Origin of the sequence: Pseudomonas sp. NPDC088444, from assembly GCF_044900175.1 — a bacterium.
In the GTDB taxonomy this organism is placed as follows: Bacteria; Pseudomonadota; Gammaproteobacteria; order Pseudomonadales; family Pseudomonadaceae; genus Aquipseudomonas.
In genome coordinates this window covers 1-22,283 of the sequence record NZ_JBJDNK010000004.1, presented here as the reverse complement: position 1 = coordinate 22,283, position 22,283 = coordinate 1, and the positions used below count along the sequence as shown (strand labels likewise).

Below are 22,283 nucleotides of genomic sequence, written 5' to 3'. Positions count from 1 at the left end.
GCCCTTGGGCGGCGTGCGACAGCGGTGTTATAGTTCGCCGCTTGTTCGGCCCCTCCAGACAGTGTGTCGTTCGAAAAGGACGCGGCATCTGAGAGGCAGGCTGCATCGCAAGGAGTTTAGATGAGCGCCGATAACGCCTACGCGGTCGAGCTGAAGGGTGTGTCCTTCAAGCGCGGTACGCGCAGCATCTTCAATAATGTAGACATCCGCATACCCCGGGGCAAAGTCACCGGCATCATGGGGCCGTCGGGCAGTGGGAAAACCACTCTGCTGCGACTGATGGGTGCACAGCTGCGCCCGAGCAGCGGCGAGGTCTGGGTCAATGGCCAGAACCTGCCACAGCTGTCGCGCAGCGATTTGTTCGATGCACGCAAGCAGATGGGTGTCCTGTTTCAGAGCGGTGCGCTGTTCACCGATCTGGATGTTTTCGAAAACGTGGCATTTCCGCTGCGTGTGCATACCCAGTTGCCTGAAGACATGATTCGCGACATCGTCCTGCTCAAGTTGCAGGCCGTGGGGCTGCGTGGCGCTGTCGAGTTGATGCCGGACGAGCTGTCTGGCGGGATGAAGCGTCGCGTCGCACTGGCGCGAGCCATCGCGCTGGACCCGCAGATTTTGATGTACGACGAGCCTTTCGTGGGGCAGGACCCGATCGCCATGGGGGTTTTGGTGCGTCTGATCCGTTTGCTCAACGATGCGCTGGGTATCACCAGCGTCGTGGTGTCTCATGATCTGGCCGAGACCGCCAGCATTGCCGACTATCTCTACGTCGTCGGCGACGGTCAGGTACTGGGGCAGGGCACGCCGCAGGAACTGATGCAGTCGGATAACCCACGCATTCGGCAGTTCATGACAGGGGATCCAGACGGCCCCGTGCCTTTTCACTATCCGGCACCGGATTTTCGCGAAGATCTTTTGGGGAAGCGCTGATGCGCAGAAAGTCGTTGATGGATCGTGTTCGCCTGATGGGGCGATCCGCGATCGACATTGTTGCAGTTTTGGGGCGTTCGGGGCTTTTTCTGGTGCATGCCTTGCTCGGGCGAGGCGGTATCGGTGGTGGTTTCCAGTTGCTGGTTCGCCAGCTGTATTCGGTCGGCGTGATGTCGCTGGCGATTATCGTCGTGTCCGGGATTTTCATTGGCATGGTTCTGGCGCTACAGGGTTTCAGCATCCTCGCCAAATACGGTTCCGAACAGGCCGTCGGCCAGATGGTTGCGCTGACATTGCTGCGTGAACTGGGGCCTGTCGTGACAGCCTTGCTGTTTGCCGGTCGTGCCGGCTCGGCGCTGACTGCGGAAATCGGCAACATGAAATCCACCGAGCAGTTGTCCAGCCTTGAGATGATCGGTGTCGATCCGCTGAAATACATTGTTGCCCCGCGCCTGTGGGCAGGTTTCATTTCTCTGCCGGTGCTGGCCATCATTTTCAGTGTGGTCGGCATCTGGGGTGGTTCGTGGGTGGCCGTCGACTGGCTGGGTGTCTACGAAGGTTCGTTCTGGGCCAACATGCAGAACAGCGTTTCCTTCCCCAACGACGTCATTAACGGTGTCATCAAAAGCGTCGTCTTCGCTTTTGTGGTCACCTGGATTGCCGTATTCCAAGGTTATGACTGCGAACCCACCTCAGAGGGGATCAGTCGCGCCACGACCAAGACCGTGGTCTATGCCTCTTTGGCCGTACTGGGCCTGGACTTTATTTTGACCGCCTTGATGTTTGGAGACTTCTGATGCAAAACCGCGCCCTCGAAACCGGTGTCGGCCTGTTCCTGCTGGCCGGTATTCTGGCTTTGCTCCTGCTGGCCCTGCGCGTCAGTGGTCTGAGCGCCAGTACGACCACTGACAGCTATAAACTTTATGCAAACTTCGACAATATCGCCGGTTTGACTGTCAGAGCGAAGGTGACCATGGCCGGTGTGACCATCGGCAAGGTCACTGCGATCGATCTGGACCACGATACCTTCACAGGCCGTGTGACCATGGAAGTCGACAAGCGGGTCAACAACCTGCCGTCCGACTCCACCGCTTCGATCCTCACCGCAGGCTTGCTGGGCGAGAAATATGTCGGCATCAGCGTGGGTGGGGACGACAAGCTGCTGAAGGATGGCGGTACGATTCATGACACCCAGTCGTCGTTGGTACTTGAGGACCTGATCGGCAAATTCCTGCTCAATTCCGTGGGTAAAGACGCCAAATGAGGAGTTTTTTCATGATCTCGATTCTGCGCCGTGGCCTTCTGGTGCTGCTGGCTGCTCTGCCTCTGTTCGCCAATGCGGCGGCCACCATGTCGTCCGCGCATGACCTGGTGGACAACACCACCAAGCAATTGCTGGCGGACCTGGCAGCCAACAAGGAAACGTACAAAACCAATCCGCAGGCGTTCTACGATGCGCTCAATGGCATTGTCGGCCCCGTGATCGATGCCGACGGTATTTCCAAGAGCATCATGACCGTCAAGTATTCGCGCAACGCCACCCCGGCGCAGATGCAACGGTTTCAGGAAAACTTCAAGCGCAGCCTGATCCAGTTCTATGGCAATGCGTTGCTGGAGTACAACAACCAGGGCATCACCGTGGGTTCGGCCCGTGATGATGGCTCTGACCGCGCCTCTGTCGACATGTCCGTCAAGGGCAATAACGGCGCGGTTTACCCTGTGTCGTACACCCTTGTGAAGATCAACGACGACTGGAAAGTGCGTAACGTGATCATCAATGGCATCAACATTGGCAAGCTGTTCCGCGATCAGTTCGCCGACGCCATGCAGCGCAATGGCAACAACCTGGACAAGACCATCGATGGTTGGGCCGGTGAGGTCGCCAAGGCCAAGCAAGAGACCGAAAACTCGCCTGACAAGGTCGTCAAATGAATGAGGCATGTGTCACGGCGGTAGGTGGCGGCGAGCTGAAACTGTTCGGTGTGCTCGATTACCGAACGGGGCCTGAGTTGCGTAAACAGGGGGCTGAGCTGATCAAATCCAGCGATTCGCCTTCTCTTGTGCTGGATTGCTCGGCGGTCGTGAAGTCCAGCAGCGTTGGGCTGGCTCTGCTGCTGGCGTTCATGCGCGATGCCACGGCGGCCGGTAAATCGGTGAGCGTTCGCGCATTGCCCGAAGACATGAAAGAAATCGCACAGGTATCGGGCGTCACCGAACTGTTCGAACAACATTGATTGCTGTCATCGATCAAGCCCCTCGTCCGTCTCCTGCAAAGCAGGGTTCGCAACGAGAGGGCTTTTTTGTATGATGGCCGACCCGCGCGCGTAGGGCGCCGATTGAGGTTAAGCATGCAGGCCGTAGAAGTTAAAAGCTTCCTTGAAGGTAAGCTGCCAGAGGTCCAGGTCGAAGTTGAAGGCGAAGGCTGCAACTTCCAGCTGAACGTGATCAGCGACGAACTGGCTACACTGAGTCCAGTCAAGCGCCAGCAGCAGATCTACACGCATTTGAACCCTTGGATCGCTGATGGCAGCATCCACGCGGTCACCATGAAATTTTTCAGCCGCGCGGCTTGGGCCGAGCGCACCTGAGCCAAATTGGCGTCGAGATCCCAATGGACAAACTGATTATTACTGGCGGCAGTCGTCTTGATGGCGAAATCCGCATCTCCGGGGCGAAAAACTCTGCCCTGCCGATTCTCGCAGCCACGTTGCTGGCTGACGGTCCTGTGACCGTCGCCAACTTGCCGCACCTGCACGACATCACCACCATGATCGAGCTGTTCGGTCGCATGGGTATCGAACCTATCATCGACGAAAAGCTCAGCGTTGAAATCGACCCGCGCACCATCAAGACCCTGGTCGCCCCGTACGAACTGGTGAAAACCATGCGTGCGTCGATTCTGGTACTGGGTCCGATGGTGGCGCGTTTCGGCGAGGCTGAAGTCGCACTGCCAGGCGGTTGCGCCATCGGCTCGCGTCCGGTCGATCTGCACATCCGTGGCCTTGAAGCCATGGGCGCGATCATTGAAGTCGAAGGCGGTTACATCAAGGCCAAGGCGCCGGAAGGCGGTCTGCGTGGTGCTCACTTCTTCTTCGATACCGTGAGCGTGACCGGTACAGAAAACATCATGATGGCTGCCGCTCTGGCCAAAGGCCGCAGCGTCCTGCAGAACGCCGCGCGCGAGCCGGAAGTCGTCGATCTGGCTAACTTCATCAATGCCATGGGCGGCAAAGTATCCGGTGCGGGCACCGACACCATCACCATCGAAGGCGTCGAGCGTCTTGGCAAGGCGACCTATCGCGTCATGCCTGACCGTATCGAGACCGGCACCTACCTGGTCGCTGCTGCCGTGACCGGTGGCCGCGTCAAGGTCAAGGACACCGATCCGACCATCCTGGAAGCCGTTCTCGAAAAGCTGCGTGAAGCCGGTGCAGAAATCACCACGGGTGAAGACTGGATCGAGCTGAACATGCACGGCAAGCGTCCAAAGGCCGTAAACCTGCGTACCGCTCCGTACCCGGCGTTCCCGACCGACATGCAGGCACAGTTCATTTCGCTGAACGCCATCGCCGAAGGCACGGGCGCGATCATCGAAACGATTTTCGAAAACCGCTTCATGCACGTCTACGAAATGCATCGTATGGGCGCGCAGATTCAGGTCGAGGGCAACACTGCCATCGTGACCGGCTGCGAGAAGCTCAAAGGCGCACCCGTCATGGCAACCGACCTGCGCGCTTCGGCCAGTCTGGTGCTGTCGGCGCTGGTGGCCCAGGGCGATACGCTGATCGACCGCATCTACCACATCGACCGTGGTTACGAGTGCATCGAAGAGAAGCTGCAAATGCTCGGCGCGAAGATTCGTCGCGTTCCGGGCTAACAGCCTCTGGCGCTTCGCGGCCTGCCCACAGTGGGTCGCGAGGTGACGCAATGAAAGTTTGACCTTTTGAATCGTTTCACTTCGAGCCAGGTTTCATCGGCTCGAAGGTTACCGGGCGCCGTTTGCGACCCGGCATGCGCCTGCTGATAAGGACTGACGTTTCCCATGTTGACCATCGCACTGTCCAAGGGCCGAATCCTTGACGACACCCTGCCGCTTCTCGCTGCTGCGGGCATCGTGCCGACCGAGAATCCGGACAAGAGCCGCAAGCTGATCATCCCGACGACCCAGGATGACGTGCGCCTGCTGATCGTCCGGGCGACCGATGTGCCGACCTATGTCGAGCATGGCGCAGCTGATTTGGGCGTTGCAGGCAAGGATGTGCTGATGGAGTACGGCGGTCAGGGCCTTTACGAGCCGCTGGATCTGCAAATTGCCAAATGCAAGTTGATGACGGCGGGTGCCGTCGGTGCAGCCGAGCCAAAGGGCCGACTGCGCGTGGCAACCAAGTTCGTCAACGTGGCCAAGCGTTACTACGCCGAGCAAGGTCGTCAGGTCGATATCATCAAGCTGTACGGTTCCATGGAGCTGGCACCCTTGGTGGGGTTGGCCGACAAGATCATCGACGTCGTCGACACCGGCAACACGCTGCGTGCCAACGGTCTTGAACCTCAGGAACTGATTGCAACCATCAGTTCGCGTCTGGTGGTGAATAAGGCATCGATGAAAATGCAGCACGCCCGTATTCAGTCGCTGATTGACACCCTGCGCACCGCGGTGGAGTCGCGACACCGCGGCTGACTGTTTCGCGCCATTTCAACCTGAAATGGCGCCCAGCTATCCGTGTCATAGCCAAATTTCTCAGGTGCCTGCGCGGATGGCTTGGTAGCTTAGGCTCCTGCCTTCGCATTCAGGCTCCTGAGAAAACGCCATTTATAGAGGCTCACGCTATGACCACTTCCAACACCATTCGCCGACTCGACGCTGCTGATCCGGATTTCGCTCGACATCTGGCTCATCTGCTGAGCTGGGAAAGTGTGTCCGACGATTCGGTCAACCAGCGTGTGCTCGACATCATCAAGAACGTACGCGAACGTGGTGATGCGGCCGTGGTGGAGTACACCCAACGCTTCGACGGGCTGGATGCCAAGTCGATGGCCGACTTGATTCTGCCGCGCGAGCGTCTGGAACTGGCGTTGACTCGCATCACACCTGTTCAGCGTCAGGCGCTGGAAAAAGCCGCTGAGCGTGTGCGCAGTTACCATGAGCGGCAGAAGCAGGATTCCTGGAGCTACACCGAAGCTGACGGCACGGTGCTGGGTCAGAAGGTCACGCCGCTGGATCGCGCAGGTCTGTACGTGCCGGGCGGCAAGGCGTCTTATCCGTCTTCGGTGCTCATGAACGCCATCCCGGCCAAAGTGGCAGGCGTTGGCGAGGTGGTGATGGTCGTGCCGACCCCGCGTGGCGAGGTCAACGAACTGGTGCTGGCGGCGGCCTGCATCGCCGGTGTCGACCGCGTGTTCACCATCGGTGGCGCTCAGGCGGTTGCGGCGTTGGCTTATGGCACTGAAAGCGTTCCGCAAGTCGATAAAGTTGTGGGTCCGGGCAACATCTATGTCGCCACTGCCAAGCGTCACGTGTTCGGTCAGGTCGGCATCGACATGATCGCAGGTCCTTCGGAAATTCTGGTGGTGTGTGATGGTCAGACGGACCCGGACTGGATTGCCATGGACCTGTTTTCCCAGGCTGAGCACGATGAGGACGCTCAGGCGATTCTGGTCAGCCCGAATGCCGAGTTTCTCGATCAGGTGGCCACCAGCATCGCCAAACTGATGCCGACCATGGAGCGCGCTGAAATCATCAACACCTCGATCAATGGCCGTGGTGCGTTGATCAAGGTCGCCGACATGAGCCAGGCCATCGAAGTGGCCAATCGTATTGCGCCTGAACACCTGGAGCTGTCCGTGGCAGATCCGCAAGCTTGGTTGCCGCAGATTCGCCACGCAGGCGCGATCTTCATGGGCCGTCACACCTCTGAGGCGCTGGGCGACTACTGCGCAGGCCCGAACCACGTCTTGCCGACCTCCGGCACGGCGCGTTTCTCCTCGCCACTGGGCGTGTATGACTTCCAGAAGCGTTCCTCGATCATCTTCTGCTCGGAGCAAGGTGCATCGGAGCTGGGCAAGACTGCATCGGTACTGGCTCGTGGTGAATCGTTGACCGCCCACGCCCGCAGCGCTGAATACCGAATCGTTGATAACCCACAAGAAGGCCAGTGAGCATGAGCAAGTTCTGGAGTCCGTTTGTCCGTGATCTCGTGCCTTACGTGCCGGGCGAACAACCGAAGCTGACCAAACTGGTCAAGCTGAACACCAACGAAAACCCTTATGGCCCGTCGCCGAAAGCCATCGAAGCTATGCGCGCCGAGGTCAACGACAATCTGCGTCTGTACCCGGATCCGAACAGCGACCTGCTGAAGCAGGCCGTCGCGCGCTACTACGGCGTCGAGACCAGCCATGTTTTTCTGGGTAATGGTTCCGATGAGGTGCTGGCCCACGCGTATCACGCGTTTTTCCTGCGGGAAAAACCGCTGCTGTTCCCGGACATCAGCTACAGCTTCTATCCGGTCTATTGCGGCCTGTATGGCGTCGAGTACGAAGCCGTTCCGCTGGACGCGCAGTTCCAGATTCGCGTTGAGGATTACAACCGTCCAAACGGCGGGATCATCTTCCCGAACCCCAATGCACCGACGGGCTGCCTGCTGGCACTCGAGGCGGTCGAGCAGATTCTTCAAGCCAACCCTGAGTCGGTGGTGATCGTCGATGAGGCTTACATCGATTTCGGTGGCGAAAGCGCGATTGCGCTGGTGGGGCGTTACCCGAACCTGCTGGTCACACAGACCCTGTCCAAGTCCCGTTCGCTGGCGGGGCTGCGTGTCGGGTTGGCCGTCGGTCATCCGGATCTGATCGAGGCGCTGGAACGGGTCAAGAACAGCTTCAACTCGTACCCGCTGGACCGCATGGCCATCGTCGGTGCAGCGGCGGCGTTCGACGATCGCGAATATTTCGAGAAGACTTGCAATCTGGTCATCGACAGCCGTGAAAAGCTGGTCGAGCAACTGGAAGGCAAAGGTTTTGAAGTGCTGCCGTCGGCGGCCAACTTCATCTTCGCTCGTCACCCGAAACACGACGCAGCGGGTCTGGCAGCCAAGGTGCGCGAGCAGGGCGTGATCGTGCGTCACTTCAGGCAGGAGCGCATTGCGCAATTCCTGCGCATCACCATCGGCACGCCGGAGCAAAATCAGGCGCTGGTGGAGGCGTTGGGCGAGTTGTAAGTCTTTCCGCCTTCCATAAAAAACCGCCGAATTCGGCGGTTTTTTATGGAAGAAATACTGGCGCACCTTGTGGGAGCCGCCTTGGTGGCGAAAGCGGTGTGTCGTCCAAAACGTCTGTGACTGAATTGACGGCTTCGCCAGCAAGCCGGCTCCCACAGGTTTGTCGAGAGGCTCAATCCTCTGCCGCAGGCTGCGGCGTCTGCGGCGGACGCAGTCCCACCTCCGCCATCAGCTTCAATTCCTTGCCATTGCGCATGACCTGAATCGCGATCTTCTCCGACGGCTTGGTGCGCGCCACCTGATTCATCGATTTACGCCCATCGCCCGCAGGCTCGCCATTGATACTCAGGATCACGTCACCCAATTGAAGACCGGCCTTCTGCGCAGGCCCGTCGCGGAAAATGCCGGCCACCACGATGCCAGGACGGTCTTTCAGGCCAAAGGATTCGGCCAGTTCTTGCGTCAGAGGCTGAACCTCGATCCCCAGCCAGCCACGAATCACCTGGCCGTGCTCGATGATCGACTTCATCACCTCCAGCGCCAGTTTGGTCGGGATCGCAAAACCGATGCCTTGCGAGCCGCCGGATTTGGAGAAAATCGCCGTGTTGATCCCGGTCAGGTTGCCGTTAGCATCTACCAGCGCGCCGCCCGAGTTGCCGGGGTTGATCGCGGCGTCGGTCTGGATGAAGTCCTCATAGGTGTTCAGGCCCAGTTGATTACGGCCTGTGGCGCTGATGATGCCCATGGTGACCGTCTGACCCACGCCGAATGGGTTACCGATCGCCAGTGCGACGTCACCGATGCGAATGCTGTCGGAGCTGCCAAGGGTAATGGAGGGCAGGTTTTTCAGGTCGATCTTCAACACGGCCAGGTCGGTTTCCGGATCGCTGCCGATCACTCGGGCGATGGTTTCGCGGCCATCCTTCAACGCCACGACGATCTGGTCAGCACCCGAGGTGACGTGGTTGTTGGTCAGCAGATAGCCTTCGGGGCTCATGATCACCGCCGAGCCGAGGCTGGATTCCATGCGCCGCTGTTTGGGCAGGTTGTCACCGAAGAAGCGGCGGAACTGCGGGTCTTCGAATAACGGGTGATTGGGCTTGTTGTTGACCATCTTGGTCGTGTACAGGTTGGCTACCGCAGGCGCGGCGCTGCTCACCGCGTCGGCATAGGACACCGGCCCCGGTTGAATGAAGGCGGTTTGCGGGGCTTGTTGCAGGTTGACGTCCTGGCTGGGCAGGCCGACCCACTGTGGATAGCGCTGAATAATCAATAAAGCGATAAGCACACCAGCGAGCAACGGCCAGCCGAGAAAACGCAGCGCTTTGAACATTGAACAAGGTCCTGAAAGGAAAAACGCAGCGTACCTGCGCCATAATGGCGGGCATTATACGAGGACCGGCACGGTCTGAAATGCCTATTTAGGAGACTTTTATGGCTGTTTCTCTGAACACTCTCGTCGAGGAGGCGGACCGCTATCTGGGCAGCGCGCGGGTTCAGGATTACTGCCCCAATGGCCTTCAGGTCGAAGGGCGCCCGCACGTCAGTCGGATCATCTCCGGCGTCACGGCCAGTCAGGCGTTACTGGATGCGGCGGTCGATGCGGACGCCGATTTGATCCTGGTGCATCACGGCTATTTCTGGAAGGGCGAAGACGCGCGCATTACTGGCATGAAACAGCGCCGCCTGAAGACGTTGCTCAAGCACGACATCAGCTTGCTCGCCTACCATCTGCCCTTGGACCTGCATCCGGAGGTGGGCAATAACGTGCAACTGGCACGGCAACTGGACATTACCGTCGAAGGCCCGCTCGATCCCGAGAACCCGCGGGTGGTGGGGCTGGTTGGCTCGCTGTCGGAACCCATGACGCCGCGAGACTTCGCCCATCGGGTGCAGAGCGCGCTGGGGCGTGAACCGCTACTGATAGAGGGCAGTGGAATGATTCGCCGCGTGGGCTGGTGCACCGGAGGTGGACAGGGTTATATCGATCAGGCCGTATTGGCGGGCGTCGATCTGTACTTGAGCGGTGAGGCGTCGGAGCAGACCTTCCACAGCGCGCGGGAAAATGACATCAGCTTCATTGCCGCCGGGCATCACGCGACTGAGCGCTATGGCGTGCAGGCGCTGGGTGATTACCTGGCGAGGCGCTTTGCGTTGGAACATTTGTTCATTGATTGCCCGAATCCGATTTGAAATTGCCGCCCGCAACCGCCGATCCCCTCTGTGGGAGCCGGCTTGCTGGTGAAAGCGTTTTGTCATTCAACACATCGGTACCTGAACTGACGCCTTCGCCAGCAAGCCGGCTCCCACAGCGATGCGCGTCGAGTATCGCATTTATGATCGGCGCTGATTCTGTGGGAGCCGCCTTGGTGGCGAATGCAGTTGACCAGTCAACATGGAATTTCCCGTGGAACAGAGGTGACCTTCATTCGTCCAAATCCTGAGCTATATGGTTATATCCTTTCGATCTATAAGCTCCACTGATTAGAATCAGGCCCCATGATAAAGTGCCTCGCTCGATAGAGCCCGCAGGCTCTCCATAAAAGTACGTTATCCCGTGAGTAACCATGGTCGACAAACTGACGCATCTGAAACAGCTGGAGGCGGAAAGCATCCACATCATCCGTGAGGTCGCCGCCGAGTTCGATAACCCGGTGATGCTGTACTCGATCGGCAAGGACTCCGCCGTGATGCTGCACCTGGCGCGCAAGGCGTTCTTTCCGGGCAAGCTGCCTTTCCCGGTGATGCACGTCGACACGCGTTGGAAATTCCAGGAGATGTACCGCTTCCGCGACAAGATGGTCGAGGAGATGGGCCTTGAGCTGATCACCCACATCAACCCGGAAGGCGTGGCGCAGGACATCAACCCGTTCACCCACGGCAGCTCCAAGCACACCGACATCATGAAAACCCAGGGCCTGAAACAGGCGCTGGACAAGCACGGTTTCGACGCCGCTTTCGGTGGTGCTCGCCGCGACGAAGAGAAATCCCGCGCTAAAGAACGCGTCTACTCCTTCCGCGACAGCAAACACCGTTGGGACCCGAAGAACCAGCGTCCCGAGTTGTGGAACGTGTACAACGGCAACGTCAACAAAGGCGAGTCGATCCGCGTATTCCCACTCTCCAACTGGACCGAGCTGGACATCTGGCAGTACATCTACCTTGAAGGCATCCCGATCGTCCCGCTGTATTTCGCCGCCGAACGCGAAGTCATCGAGAAGAACGGCACGCTGATCATGATCGATGACGACCGCATCCTCGAACACCTCACCGACGAGGAAAAGGCGCGCATCGTCAAGAAGAAAGTACGTTTCCGTACCCTGGGCTGCTACCCGTTGACGGGCGCTGTCGAGTCGGAGGCCGAAACCCTGACGGACATCATTCAGGAAATGCTCCTGACGCGAACTTCCGAGCGCCAAGGCCGAGTCATCGACCACGATGGGGCGGGCTCGATGGAAGATAAAAAACGTCAAGGTTATTTCTAAGGGGTTGTCATGTCGCATCAATCTGATTTGATCAGCGAGGACATCCTCGCCTATCTGGGCCAGCACGAGCGTAAAGAGATGCTGCGCTTTCTGACCTGTGGCAACGTCGACGACGGCAAGAGTACGTTGATCGGCCGCTTGCTGCACGATTCCAAAATGATCTACGAAGATCACCTGGAAGCCATCACTCGCGACTCCAAGAAGTCCGGTACCACGGGCGATGACGTCGACCTGGCGCTGCTGGTGGATGGTCTGCAAGCCGAGCGCGAGCAGGGCATCACCATCGATGTGGCCTACCGATATTTCTCGACGGCCAAACGCAAATTCATCATCGCCGATACCCCCGGCCATGAGCAGTACACCCGCAACATGGCCACCGGTGCTTCCACCTGTGACCTTGCGATCATTCTGGTCGACGCCCGTTATGGCGTGCAGACCCAGACCCGCCGCCACAGCTACATCGCCTCGCTGCTGGGCATCAAGCACATCGTGGTCGCCATCAACAAGATGGACCTCAATGGCTTCGACGAAACCACTTTCGAGCAGATCAAAGCGGATTATCTGAAGTTCGCCGAGCGTATTTCCCTGAAGCCGACGACCATGGAATTTGTTCCGATGTCGGCGCTCAAGGGCGACAACGTGGTGAACAAGAGCGAGCGTTCGCCGTGGTACACCGGCAAGTCGCTGATGGAAATCCTCGAAACCGTCGAGATTTCCAACGACCGCAACCTCGACGACCTGCGCTTCCCTGTGCAATACGTCAACCGTCCGAACCTGAACTTCCGTGGCTTCGCCGGTACGCTGGCCAGCGGCATCGTGCGCAAGGGTGACGAAGTCGTGGTGCTGCCATCAGGCAAGGGCAGTCGCGTGAAGTCCATCGTCACCTTCGAAGGTGAGCTGGAGCACGCAGGCCCCGGTCAGGCCGTGACCCTGACCATGGAAGACGAAATCGATATCTCCCGTGGCGACCTTTTGGTTCATGCCGACAACGTGCCGCAAGTGGCAGATGCGTTCGATGCCATGCTGGTGTGGATGGCCGAAGAGCCGATGCTGCCGGGCAAGAAGTACGACATCAAACGCGCTACGTCCTATGTGCCAGGCTCGATTGCCAGCATCACCCACCGGGTCGATGTGAACACTCTGGAAGAAGGCCCAGCCAGCGCGCTGCAACTGAACGAAATCGGCCGCGTGAAGGTCAGCCTCGACGCACCGATTGCGCTGGATGGTTACGACACCAACCGCACCACTGGCGCGTTCATCGTCATTGACCGTTTGACCAACGGCACCGTCGCGGCGGGCATGATCATCGCCAAACCGGTTGCGGCGGGCCATGACACCCATCACGGCGCGCTGGCCCACGTATCGGTTGAAGAGCGCGCTCAGCGTTTCGGCCAGAAGCCCGCCACTGTGCTGTTCAGCGGCTTGTCGGGCGCGGGCAAGAGCACCCTGGCGTATGCCGTCGAGCGCAAGCTGTTCGACATGGGCCGTGCGGTGTTTGTCCTCGATGGCCAGAACCTGCGTCACGACCTGAACAAAGGTCTGCCACAGGATCGTGCAGGGCGTACCGAAAACTGGCGTCGTGCCGCGCATGTGGCGCGTCAGTTCAACGAAGCAGGCCTGCTGACCCTGGCCGCCTTCGTTGCGCCGGATGCGGCGGGTCGCTCGAACGCCAAGGCGCTGATCGGCGATGATCGCCTGATCACCGTTTACGTTCAGGCATCGCCGCAAGCGTGCCGGGAACGCGATCCTCAGGGCCTGTACGCGGCTGGCAAGGACAACATCCCCGGTGAGTCTTTCCCGTACGACGTGCCGCTGGACGCCGATCTGGTGATCGACACCCAGTCGTTGAACGTTGAAGACAGCGTCAAACAAGTGCTGGACCTGCTGCGAGCGCGCGGCGCGATCTAAGCGATGTTTGATGTACAAGAAACCCGCCAGCAATGGCGGGTTTCTTGTTGGTGCCGGCCCCGCAGCAACACATTTCTCTATGGGCGAATTTATTCGCGATTGGCCGGTACATCCAACACATGTCTGTCGGATGTACCACCGCATCGCGAATGAATTCGCTCCCACAATAGTCCCGCGTCAGGTCAGATTTTAGTGATGTCGCAGATGCATCCGTTGATCCCTGCCTGCGGCCAGAATCCAAAGCTCACAAAACCGGCAATGGCGAGCGTCCCTCACAACGCTGATCAAACGTGTGCTTCTCGCACAGTTGCTCCCACCGCGATTCGTATGCCTGTTGTTCGGTGATGTAGCAGTTTTCGACGCAATCTGCGGATACGCATCCACTCAGTGCGATACACAGGGCGGCGGTTCTGACGGTAGGGGCAGCAAGGAAGTATTTCATAGGTGGGTCAGTAGCCGATTTTCATCGTGGCCTCGCGCCCTTCACATCTTGGATCGACAGATCCGGTCGAACACTTGTAATCAAGATCCAGATCGTACTTTCTGAGCTCGACGATATAGCAGTCTTTCACGCAATCGGCAGAGACGCAGCCTATCAGGGGCAAGCAGCAAAGCAGGGCAGTGATCGTTTTCATGGTGGCTCCAGTTTTTTGGAGATCCTATTAGGTCGCTTTACTGGCGCGTAGATGGCGGCGTCTGATAGACCCGTAGGATGTTTCTGTAAAGTCGAAACACACAAAAAAGCCCGCCCCTGATCACCTCAGGGGCGGGCTTTCTTTGATGCGCTCGGGAGTTACTTCTTCAACCCGTAATGCTCATCCAGCATACCCGGCGTGTTCGGCGCTTTTGGCGCGTAGTCCCGCGGCGGCTCGGCGGCGGTGCGCGGTGGGGTCAGGCGGTCGCGTGGGGTCTGCACCGAATCCGGATGCAAAGCGGCCAGCAGGCGTTGGCGGGTGAGTTCGTCGGTGGCCAGGCGATTGGCGCTTTCGGCCAGATGTTCCTGGACTTCCTGATAGCTCTGAGTCAGCTTCTGGACCAGATTAGCCGTGCTGTTGAAGTGAGTGACCACCTCGTTCTGATATCTGTCGAAACGCTCCTGAACGTCATCCAGCTGGCGCTGAGTGCTGTTAGGCGCGGCATTGGGCAGCGCACGTGCCACGAAGAAACCGATGGCGACACCGGCAACCAGGGCAATAGTCGGCAGCAACCAAACTAAGAGCGAGTAATCCACGAGTCCTTCCTCTATAAACGGCTTTGCTTTACGTTAACGGCTCGAACCTGCGCTGTATAGCGGCGACGCGTCGCCGACATGCCAGCCACAGACAATCAGCTAGACGAGTCGACCCAATTGAAGGTCACGGAGTTCATTCTTGCTCATGCGTGAAACCCCTGTATTCATCGACGGCCCGGTGGGCCAACTCGAAGCCCTGTACCTTGACCTGGAAGGGGCCAAGGGCCTGGCGCTGATCTGCCATCCTAACCCGGTTCAGGGCGGCACGATGCTCAATAAAGTCATCTCGACCCTGCAACGTACCGCGCGGGACGCAGGATACATCACGTTGCGTTTCAATTACCGGGGCGTTGGTGAAAGTGCGGGCAGTTCGGACATGGGGCAGGGCGAGGTCGATGATGCCGAAGCGGCGGCTGCCTGGCTGCGTGACAAACACCCGGATCTGCCGATGACGCTGTTCGGCTTCTCATTCGGTGGTTTCGTGGCTGCGACACTCGGCGGACGTCTTGAAGCCAAGGGCGAAACCCTGAGTCACCTGTTCATGGTTGCACCGGCAGTGATGCGCATCGCAGACCCGAGCGCACTGCCACAAAACGGCCCGCTGACCCTGATCCAGCCAGAAACCGACGAAGTGGTGGACCCACAACGGGTATATGCCTGGTCTGACGCACTCTCGCGCCCCCATGAGCTGCTGAAAGTGGCAGAATGCGGACACTTTTTTCACGGCAAGCTGACCGATCTCAAGGATCTGGTCGTGCCGCGCCTTTGAATCGATCGCCGTACCCAGAATAAGCGACCCGCCATGACCACTCGTATCCTGACCGGTATCACCACCACCGGTACGCCCCATTTGGGCAACTATGCCGGTGCCATTCGCCCGGCCATCGTCGCCAGCCGCCAGAGCGACGCCGATTCGTTCTACTTCCTGGCCGACTATCATGCGCTGATCAAGTGCGATGACCCGTTGCGCATTCAGCGTTCGCGTCTGGAAATCGCCGCGACCTGGCTGGCTGCCGGTCTGGACGTAGACCGCGTCACTTTCTATCGCCAGTCTGACATCCCGGAAATTCCTGAGCTGACCTGGCTGCTGACTTGCGTTGCGGGCAAGGGCCTGCTCAATCGCGCCCATGCCTACAAGGCGTCGGTGGACAAGAACGTCGAAGCCGGTGAAGACCCGGATGCGGGCGTGACCATGGGCCTGTTCAGCTACCCGGTGCTGATGGCGGCGGACATTCTGATGTTCAACGCTCACCAAGTGCCGGTCGGTCGTGACCAGATTCAGCACGTCGAAATGGCCCGTGACATTGGCCAGCGCTTCAACCACTTGTTCGGTCAGGGCAAGGAATTTTTCGTCATGCCCGAAGCGTTGATCGAGGAGAGCGTGGCGACCCTGCCGGGCCTCGACGGTCGCAAGATGTCGAAGAGCTACGACAACACGATCCCGCTGTTCAGCAGCGCCAGGGAGATGAAGGACGCGATTTCGCGCATCGTCACCGATTCGCGTCTGCCGGGCGAAGCGAAAGATCCGGACAACTCGCACCTGTTCACTCTGTATCAGGCGTTCGCCACCAAAGCGCAGAGCGACGAGTTCCGCGCGGACCTTCTGCAAGGCCTGGGCTGGGGCAATGCTAAACAGCGTCTATTCCAACTGCTGGACAGCGAATTGGGTGAAGCCCGCGAGAACTACCATCGTCTGATTGAACGTCCGGCCGATCTGGAGGACATTCTGCTGGCCGGTGCGCAAAAAGCTCGTCGTATCGCCACGCCGTTCTTGGGCGAGTTGCGGGAGGCGGTGGGGCTGCGCTCCTTCCGCGAGACCACACAAGCCGTCGCCGCCACCAAGAAAAAAGCCGCCAAGGGGGCGCGCTTCGTCAGCTTCCGCGAGGACGACGGCAGCTTCCGCTTCCGCCTGCTGGCGGCGGACGGTGAGCAACTGCTGTTGTCGCGCACTTTTGCCGACGGCAAGGCGGCCGGGGCCGTGACCAAACAGTTGCAGCAAGGCGGCGCGCTGGACATTCGTTCGGAAGGCGAGGCATTCACGGTCTGGCTGGGCGGCGCCTGTGTGGCAGACAGCCCGGCGTTCGCCGACACGGCGGCCCGTGACGCTGCTATCGAAGCCCTGAAGCTGGCCTTGTCGCCACAACAGGATTAATTGCCATTACAACGGGCCATCGCTACAGTGGCGGCCCGTTTTTGTTACCTCGCTAACGAAATTATGACGCCTCTAGAAAGCTACCAGAACGACCTTAAGAAACCCGAGTTCTTCCATGACGCCGCTCAGGAAAACGCTGTGCGTCATCTGCAGCGTCTGTACGACGATCTGATCGCGGCCCATGAGAGCAAGCCAGGCCTGTTCGGCAAGCTGTTCGGCAAGAAAGAGGTCTCGGTGGTCAAGGGCCTGTATTTCTGGGGCGGGGTAGGCCGTGGCAAGACCTATCTGGTCGACACCTTCTTCGAAGCGCTGCCGTTCGAAGACAAGATGCGCACGCACTTCCACCGTTTCATGAAGCGCGTGCATGAGGAAATGAAGACCCTCAAAGGTGAGAAAGACCCGTTGAAGGCGATCGCCAAGCGCTTCGCTCAGGAAGCCCGAGTGATCTGCTTCGACGAATTCTTCGTGTCCGACATCACCGACGCCATGATCCTGGGCACGCTGATGGAAGAGCTGTTCAAGAACGGCGTGACGCTTGTCGCCACCTCGAACATCGTGCCGGACGGCCTGTATAAAGACGGCCTGCAACGCGCGCGCTTCCTGCCTGCGATTGCGCTGATCAAACAGAACACCGACATCGTCAACGTCGACAGCGGCGTGGACTATCGGCTGCGCCATCTGGAGCAAGCCGAGCTGTTCCACTTCCCGCTGAACGAAGCGGCCCACGAAAGCCTGCGCCAGAGCTTCCGTGCCTTGACGCCGGAATGCACCAAGGCCACCGAAAACGACGTGCTGATGATCGAGAATCGTCCGATCAAGGCGTTGCGCACCTGTGACGACGTGGCGTGGTTCGAATTCCGTGAGCTGTGCGACGGCCCGCGTAGCCAGAACGACTACATCGAGTTGGGCAAGATTTTCCACGCTGTGCTGCTCAGCGGCGTGGAGCAGATGAGTGTCACCACCGACGACATCGCCCGTCGTTTCATCAACATGGTCGACGAGTTCTACGACCGTAACGTGAAGCTGATCATCTCGGCGGAGGTCGAGTTGAAGGATCTGTATTCCGGTGGTCGCCTGAACTTCGAATTCCAGCGCACCTTGAGCCGGTTGCTGGAAATGCAGTCCCACGAGTTCCTGTCTCGCGCGCACAAGCCGTAACGCGCTGATCGCTGATCATTGTGGGAGCCGGCATGCTGGCGAAGACGAATTGGCAGTCGATATCGTGTCGGCTGACTCGACCTTTCGCCAGCAAGCCGGCTCCCACAGGATCGCTGTAGTGTCAGGCAGCTAATGAAAACGCCCCGAATTGTAGCGGGGCGTTTTTCATTTCAGGCGGCCTGCTGGAACTGCTGCCGATACTGGTTCGGCGACAATTCTGTGTGCTGGCGGAACAGGCGGGCAAAGAAGCTCGCGTCGTCGTAGCCGACTTCGTAACTGATGGTCTTGATGCTCTTGCGGGACCCCGACAGCAGTCCTTTGGCGGTCTCGATACGCAAGCGTTGCAGGTAATGCAGCGGCTTGTCCCCCGTGGCCGTCTGAAAGCGGCGCATGAAGTTGCGAATGCTCATGCCGTGCTCTCGCGCCACATCCTCAAAGCGAAACTTGTCAGCGAAGTGCTCTTCGAGCCAATGCTGAATCTGCAGAATGATCACGTCCTGGTGCAGTTTCTGCCCGCCGAAGCCCATACGGCCTGGCGAGTAGCTCCGTTGCACTTCATACAAAATGTCCCGCGCCACGGTCTGCGCCACGTTGGCGCCGCAGAAGCGTTCGATCAAGTAGATGTACAAGTCACAGGCTGAGATCGTCCCGCCTGCGCAATACAGATTGTCAGCGTCGGTCAGGTGCTTTTCCTGATTGAGCAGCACGTTGGGGAAGCGTTCAGCGAAGTCGTTGAAGAAGCGCCAGTAGGTGGTGGCCTCTTTGCCGTCGAGCAAGCCTGCTTCCGCCAGCCAGAACACGCCGCTGGCTTCGCCGCACAACACGGCGCCTCGGGCGTGCTGCTCGCGCAGCCACGGCAGGATTTGCGGATAGCGGGCGCGCAAGGTGTCGAAGTTATCGACGAAGGCAGGGAGGATGATGATATCGGCGTTTTCCAGCGTGCCATCGACCGGCAACATGACTTCACTGAAACTGCGCACCTGCTGGCCATCTGGGCTGACCAGTCGGGTTTCAAAGGCGGCTTTTAGGCCGTGGCCCAGCTGTTTGCCGTAGCGCAGGCTGGCCAGATGGAAGAAGTCCTTGGCCTGGGTCAGGGTGGAAGCGAAAATTCCATCGATCGCAAGGATGCTGACGCGCCGCAACGGCACGGTGTGTTGAGTAGACATAATCTGTTGTTCTTATAAGGGAAAGTGGTCAAGCAACGGCGTGATCGTCTTATTTTTTGTCGGATGTGTCCAGTGTCGTCGTTAAATCCCTCGGAATACGCTCTGTTCGCAACGATGTCCGACGATCCCTCACGACAAGGTGTCCCATGCTCCCAAGAACTCTTTTCAGCCCGGAACACGAGCTTTTCCGTGACAGTGTTCGCAAGTTTCTCGAACAGGAGGCCGCGCCTTTTCATGCTGCGTGGGAAAAGCAGGGGCATGTTGATCGCACGCTGTGGAACCGTGCGGGCGAGCAGGGCATGTTGTGTTCGCATCTGCCTGAAGCCTACGGTGGCATGGCGGCGGACTTCCTCTACACCACGGTGGTGATCGAAGAGATTTATCGGCTGGGCCTGACCGGTATCGGTTTTTCGCTGCACTCGGACATCGTCGCGCCCTATATCCTGCATTACGGCAGCGAAGCCCTGAAGCAGAAGTACCTGCCGAAGATGGTGTCGGGTGAATTGGTCACGGCCATTGCCATGACCGAGCCGGGGGCGGGCTCGGACCTCCAGGGGGTGAAGACCACGGCCGTGCTGGATGGGGATGAGTACGTCATCAATGGCTCGAAAACCTTCATCACCAACGGCTTTCTCGCGGAGCTGGTGATCGTGGTCGCCAAAACCGACCCCAAAGCAGGCGCCAAAGGCACAAGTCTGTTTCTGGTGGAGGCGGGCACGCCGGGCTTCGAGAAGGGCAAGCGTCTGGAAAAGGTCGGGATGAAGGCGCAAGACACCTCCGAATTGTTTTTTCAGGACGTCCGTGTGCCGAAGGCGAATCTGTTGGGGCAGGCGGGCATGGGCTTCGCCTATTTGATGCAGGAATTGCCGCAAGAGCGATTGACCGTTGCCATTGGCGCCATTGCGTCGGCTGAAGCTGCGTTGCAATGGACGCTGGACTACACCCGCGAACGCAAGGCGTTTGGGCAGGCGATCGCCGATTTTCAGAACACCCGGTTCAAGCTGGCGGAGATCGCTACCGAAGTGCAGATCGGACGGGTGTTTGTCGATCGCTGTCTGGAGTTGCATCTGGAGGGCAAGCTGGATGTGCCGACGGCGGCGATGGCCAAATACTGGGCCACTGACCTGCAATGCAAGGTGCTCGACGAATGCGTGCAACTGCATGGTGGCTACGGCTTCATGTGGGAATACTCGATTGCACGGGCCTGGGCGGATGCACGGGTGCAGCGGATTTATGCGGGGACTAACGAGATTATGAAGGAGATCATTGCGCGCTCACTCTGAGCCGAACATGGACCCTGTAGGCGTGAGCTTGCTCGCGATAGCATCAATTCAGACGCCGCATTGGTGAATGACACACCGCAATCGCGAGCAAGCTCACTCCTACAAGAGGTATGCGTTACGGAGCAGGATTGGGCTGATCCTTGTGAATCGCCTCGATCCCCGCCAGCACTTCCTCGGACAGCACCAGCTCAGCGCTGGCCAGGTTGCTGTCCAGTTGCTCAAGCGTCGTGGCGCCAATGATGTTACTGGTCACGAACGCGCGGCTGGTGACGAACGCCAGCGCCATTTGCGCCGGGTCCAGGCCGTGTTCTCGGGCCAGTGCCACATAGCGGGCGCAGGCCGCTTCCGACTGCGGGTTGAAGTAGCGGGTGAAACGGCTGTACAGGCTCAGACGGCCTTTCGGTGGGCGAGCGCCGTTGGCGTATTTGCCTGACAGCAACCCGAACGCCATCGGCGAGTACGCCAACAGACCGCACTGTTCGCGAATGGCGACTTCCGCCAAACCCACCTCAAAACTGCGGTTCAGGAGGTTGTACGGGTTCTGGATCGACACCGGGCGCACCAAGCCGTGAGTCTCTGATTCGGCCAAGTATTTCATCGTGCCCCAGGCGCTTTCGTTGGACAGGCCGACGTGGCGAATCTTGCCTGCCTTGACCTGTTCGTTCAGCGCTTCAAGGGTTTCCAGCAGTGGCGTGAATTGTTCGTCACTGTGGGTATAACCCAGTTTGCCGAAGAAGTTGGTGCTGCGTTCCGGCCAGTGCAGTTGATACAGGTCGATGTAATCGGTTTGCAGGCGCTTGAGGCTGGCGTCCACGGCGGCAACGATGTGATCGCGGTTGAATTTCAGTTGGGCGTCGCGGATATAGTCGATGCCGTTGCCGGGACCGGCGATCTTGCTGGCGAGAATCCAGTCGGCGCGGTCGCCGCTTTTCTTGAACCAGTTGCCAATGATGGTTTCGGTGGCGGCGTAGGTGTCTTTCTTCGGCGGGACTGGATACATCTCGGCGGTATCCATGAAATTGATGCCCGCTGCCTTGGCGCGTTCGATCTGGGCGAAGGCTTCGGACTCGGTGTTCTGTTCGCCCCAGGTCATGGTGCCGAGACAGATGGCGCTGACATTGAGGTCTGTTCTGCCCAGTTGGCGGTAATCCATACAGCTCTCCCGATCAAAAGACCCATAAAAGCAGGTTGAAATTTTTTTCGCAATCTGGATAATTCCGCAGCTCTTCGTCGTGGGAGTGATGCCCCGCGATACAAGACACCGCTGCGATCGAACGCGCTGACCCGAGCCCCCTATAGCGTTCGTGCCCGGCGGCCTTTGACTTGTCAAAGACCGTACTAACGAGTATGCTCCGCCGTCTATTTTTCAGGGCGGCCTTTGAGGCTATAAAGAATGAAAACTTTTACCGCTAAACCGGAAACAGTAAAGCGCGACTGGTACGTCGTCGACGCTGCTGGCCAGACCCTGGGTCGTTTGGCCACTGAAATCGCGAGCCGTCTGCGTGGCAAACACAAGCCGGAATATACTCCGCACGTCGACACTGGCGACTACATCGTCGTGATCAACGCTGAGCAAATCCGTGTTACTGGCGCCAAGACCTCCGACAAGATCTACTACTCTCACTCCGGTTTCCCGGGCGGGATCAAGTCGATCAACTTTGAAAAGCTGATCGCCAAAGCTCCTGAGCGCGTGATCGAGACCGCGGTCAAAGGCATGCTGCCTAAGAACCCGCTGGGTCGCGACATGTATCGTAAGCTG

23 protein-coding genes are annotated in these 22,283 nt (G+C 58.8%); 18 read left to right on the top strand and 5 right to left on the bottom strand.

The features are described from left to right. Window positions 1–120: 120 nt before the first annotated feature. The 10 genes from ACI2KB_RS09155 to hisC all read left to right on the top strand — a co-directional run bounded on the left by ACI2KB_RS09155 (window position 121) and on the right by hisC (window position 8,141). Complete coding sequence (locus ACI2KB_RS09155) at window positions 121–930, top strand: ATP-binding cassette domain-containing protein (RefSeq protein WP_404633628.1); 810 nt, start codon at window positions 121–123, stop codon at window positions 928–930. Next, window positions 930–1,727: a lipid asymmetry maintenance ABC transporter permease subunit MlaE gene (gene mlaE / locus ACI2KB_RS09150; protein ID WP_404633626.1), complete on the top strand. Its 798-nt coding sequence runs from the start codon at window positions 930–932 to the stop codon at window positions 1,725–1,727. The genes ACI2KB_RS09155 and mlaE overlap by 1 nt, the downstream gene beginning before the upstream one ends. Next, window positions 1,727–2,194: an outer membrane lipid asymmetry maintenance protein MlaD gene (gene mlaD, locus ACI2KB_RS09145; RefSeq protein ID WP_404633624.1), complete on the top strand. Its 468-nt coding sequence runs from the start codon at window positions 1,727–1,729 to the stop codon at window positions 2,192–2,194. Before mlaE ends, mlaD begins: the two co-directional genes overlap by 1 nt. Before the next feature lie 11 nt (window positions 2,195–2,205). Next, window positions 2,206–2,862 carry a phospholipid-binding protein MlaC gene (locus ACI2KB_RS09140; protein ID WP_404633622.1) on the top strand — a complete coding sequence of 219 codons (657 nt, stop codon included), beginning with the start codon at window positions 2,206–2,208 and terminating at the stop codon, window positions 2,860–2,862. Beyond that, window positions 2,859–3,164 (top strand): lipid asymmetry maintenance protein MlaB, encoded by a 306-nt coding sequence (locus tag ACI2KB_RS09135; RefSeq protein WP_404633620.1) that lies wholly within the window; start codon window positions 2,859–2,861, stop codon window positions 3,162–3,164. The genes ACI2KB_RS09140 and ACI2KB_RS09135 overlap by 4 nt, the downstream gene beginning before the upstream one ends. A gap of 114 nt (window positions 3,165–3,278) precedes the next feature. Beyond that, window positions 3,279–3,518: a BolA family protein gene (locus ACI2KB_RS09130; RefSeq protein ID WP_081565357.1), complete on the top strand. Its 240-nt coding sequence runs from the start codon at window positions 3,279–3,281 to the stop codon at window positions 3,516–3,518. Window positions 3,519–3,541: 23 nt separating this feature from the next. Further along, entirely contained in the window at window positions 3,542–4,807 is a 1,266-nt protein-coding gene (gene murA / locus ACI2KB_RS09125; protein WP_404633618.1) for a UDP-N-acetylglucosamine 1-carboxyvinyltransferase, read from the top strand. 165 nt (window positions 4,808–4,972) lie between these two features. Beyond that, window positions 4,973–5,608, top strand: a complete 636-nt coding sequence (hisG, locus tag ACI2KB_RS09120; protein WP_404633616.1) for an ATP phosphoribosyltransferase — start codon at window positions 4,973–4,975, stop codon at window positions 5,606–5,608. A gap of 149 nt (window positions 5,609–5,757) precedes the next feature. Continuing rightward, entirely contained in the window at window positions 5,758–7,086 is a 1,329-nt protein-coding gene (hisD, locus tag ACI2KB_RS09115) for a histidinol dehydrogenase (RefSeq protein WP_404633614.1), read from the top strand. A 2-nt stretch (window positions 7,087–7,088) separates the two neighbouring features. Then, the gene (hisC, locus tag ACI2KB_RS09110) at window positions 7,089–8,141 is read left to right on the top strand and encodes a histidinol-phosphate transaminase (RefSeq protein WP_404633612.1); all 1,053 of its coding nucleotides are present in this window, start codon (window positions 7,089–7,091) and stop codon (window positions 8,139–8,141) included. A gap of 172 nt (window positions 8,142–8,313) precedes the next feature. On the opposite strand, the gene algW is transcribed toward hisC, so the two are convergent. Next, window positions 8,314–9,474: a Do family serine endopeptidase AlgW gene (gene algW, locus ACI2KB_RS09105; protein ID WP_404633610.1), complete on the bottom strand. Its 1,161-nt coding sequence runs from the start codon at window positions 9,472–9,474 to the stop codon at window positions 8,314–8,316. 101 nt (window positions 9,475–9,575) lie between these two features. Between algW and ACI2KB_RS09100 the strand changes: the two genes are divergently transcribed. The 3 genes from ACI2KB_RS09100 (at window position 9,576) to cysN (ending at window position 13,534) form a co-directional block, all read left to right on the top strand. Beyond that, window positions 9,576–10,334: a Nif3-like dinuclear metal center hexameric protein gene (locus ACI2KB_RS09100; RefSeq protein WP_404633608.1), complete on the top strand. Its 759-nt coding sequence runs from the start codon at window positions 9,576–9,578 to the stop codon at window positions 10,332–10,334. Between the two features lie 374 nt (window positions 10,335–10,708). Continuing rightward, on the top strand, window positions 10,709–11,626 hold the full coding sequence (gene cysD, locus ACI2KB_RS09095; RefSeq protein WP_062384278.1) for a sulfate adenylyltransferase subunit CysD: 918 nt from the start codon (window positions 10,709–10,711) through the stop codon (window positions 11,624–11,626). 9 nt (window positions 11,627–11,635) lie between these two features. After that, window positions 11,636–13,534 carry a sulfate adenylyltransferase subunit CysN gene (cysN, locus tag ACI2KB_RS09090; protein ID WP_404633606.1) on the top strand — a complete coding sequence of 633 codons (1,899 nt, stop codon included), beginning with the start codon at window positions 11,636–11,638 and terminating at the stop codon, window positions 13,532–13,534. 449 nt (window positions 13,535–13,983) lie between these two features. Here the strand turns inward: cysN and ACI2KB_RS09085 are convergent, their stop codons facing one another. Continuing rightward, window positions 13,984–14,169, bottom strand: a complete 186-nt coding sequence (locus tag ACI2KB_RS09085) for a hypothetical protein (protein ID WP_404633604.1) — start codon at window positions 14,167–14,169, stop codon at window positions 13,984–13,986. 158 nt (window positions 14,170–14,327) lie between these two features. Beyond that, entirely contained in the window at window positions 14,328–14,765 is a 438-nt protein-coding gene (locus ACI2KB_RS09080; RefSeq protein WP_404633602.1) for a YhcB family protein, read from the bottom strand. Window positions 14,766–14,910: 145 nt separating this feature from the next. On the opposite strand from ACI2KB_RS09080, the gene ACI2KB_RS09075 reads away from it, so the two are divergent. From ACI2KB_RS09075 to zapE, 3 genes are all read left to right on the top strand, one after another. Beyond that, window positions 14,911–15,534 (top strand): alpha/beta hydrolase, encoded by a 624-nt coding sequence (locus ACI2KB_RS09075; RefSeq protein WP_404634336.1) that lies wholly within the window; start codon window positions 14,911–14,913, stop codon window positions 15,532–15,534. 33 nt (window positions 15,535–15,567) lie between these two features. Beyond that, window positions 15,568–16,917 carry a tryptophan--tRNA ligase gene (locus ACI2KB_RS09070; protein WP_404633600.1) on the top strand — a complete coding sequence of 450 codons (1,350 nt, stop codon included), beginning with the start codon at window positions 15,568–15,570 and terminating at the stop codon, window positions 16,915–16,917. A gap of 63 nt (window positions 16,918–16,980) precedes the next feature. Continuing rightward, window positions 16,981–18,075, top strand: a complete 1,095-nt coding sequence (gene zapE, locus ACI2KB_RS09065) for a cell division protein ZapE (RefSeq protein ID WP_404633598.1) — start codon at window positions 16,981–16,983, stop codon at window positions 18,073–18,075. A 170-nt stretch (window positions 18,076–18,245) separates the two neighbouring features. Here zapE and ACI2KB_RS09060 read toward each other — a convergent pair whose 3' ends face one another. Then, window positions 18,246–19,142, bottom strand: coding sequence for a GlxA family transcriptional regulator (locus ACI2KB_RS09060; RefSeq protein WP_404634335.1), 897 nt, complete (start codon window positions 19,140–19,142; stop codon window positions 18,246–18,248). Between the two features lie 245 nt (window positions 19,143–19,387). Between ACI2KB_RS09060 and ACI2KB_RS09055 the strand changes: the two genes are divergently transcribed. Beyond that, on the top strand, window positions 19,388–20,524 hold the full coding sequence (locus tag ACI2KB_RS09055; RefSeq protein ID WP_404633596.1) for an acyl-CoA dehydrogenase family protein: 1,137 nt from the start codon (window positions 19,388–19,390) through the stop codon (window positions 20,522–20,524). Between the two features lie 115 nt (window positions 20,525–20,639). On the opposite strand, the gene ACI2KB_RS09050 is transcribed toward ACI2KB_RS09055, so the two are convergent. After that, window positions 20,640–21,677, bottom strand: a complete 1,038-nt coding sequence (locus tag ACI2KB_RS09050) for an NADP(H)-dependent aldo-keto reductase (RefSeq protein WP_404633594.1) — start codon at window positions 21,675–21,677, stop codon at window positions 20,640–20,642. 240 nt (window positions 21,678–21,917) lie between these two features. On the opposite strand from ACI2KB_RS09050, the gene rplM reads away from it, so the two are divergent. Further along, a partial coding sequence (gene rplM / locus ACI2KB_RS09045; protein ID WP_404633592.1) for a 50S ribosomal protein L13 occupies window positions 21,918–22,283 on the top strand: 366 nt, incomplete at its 3' end.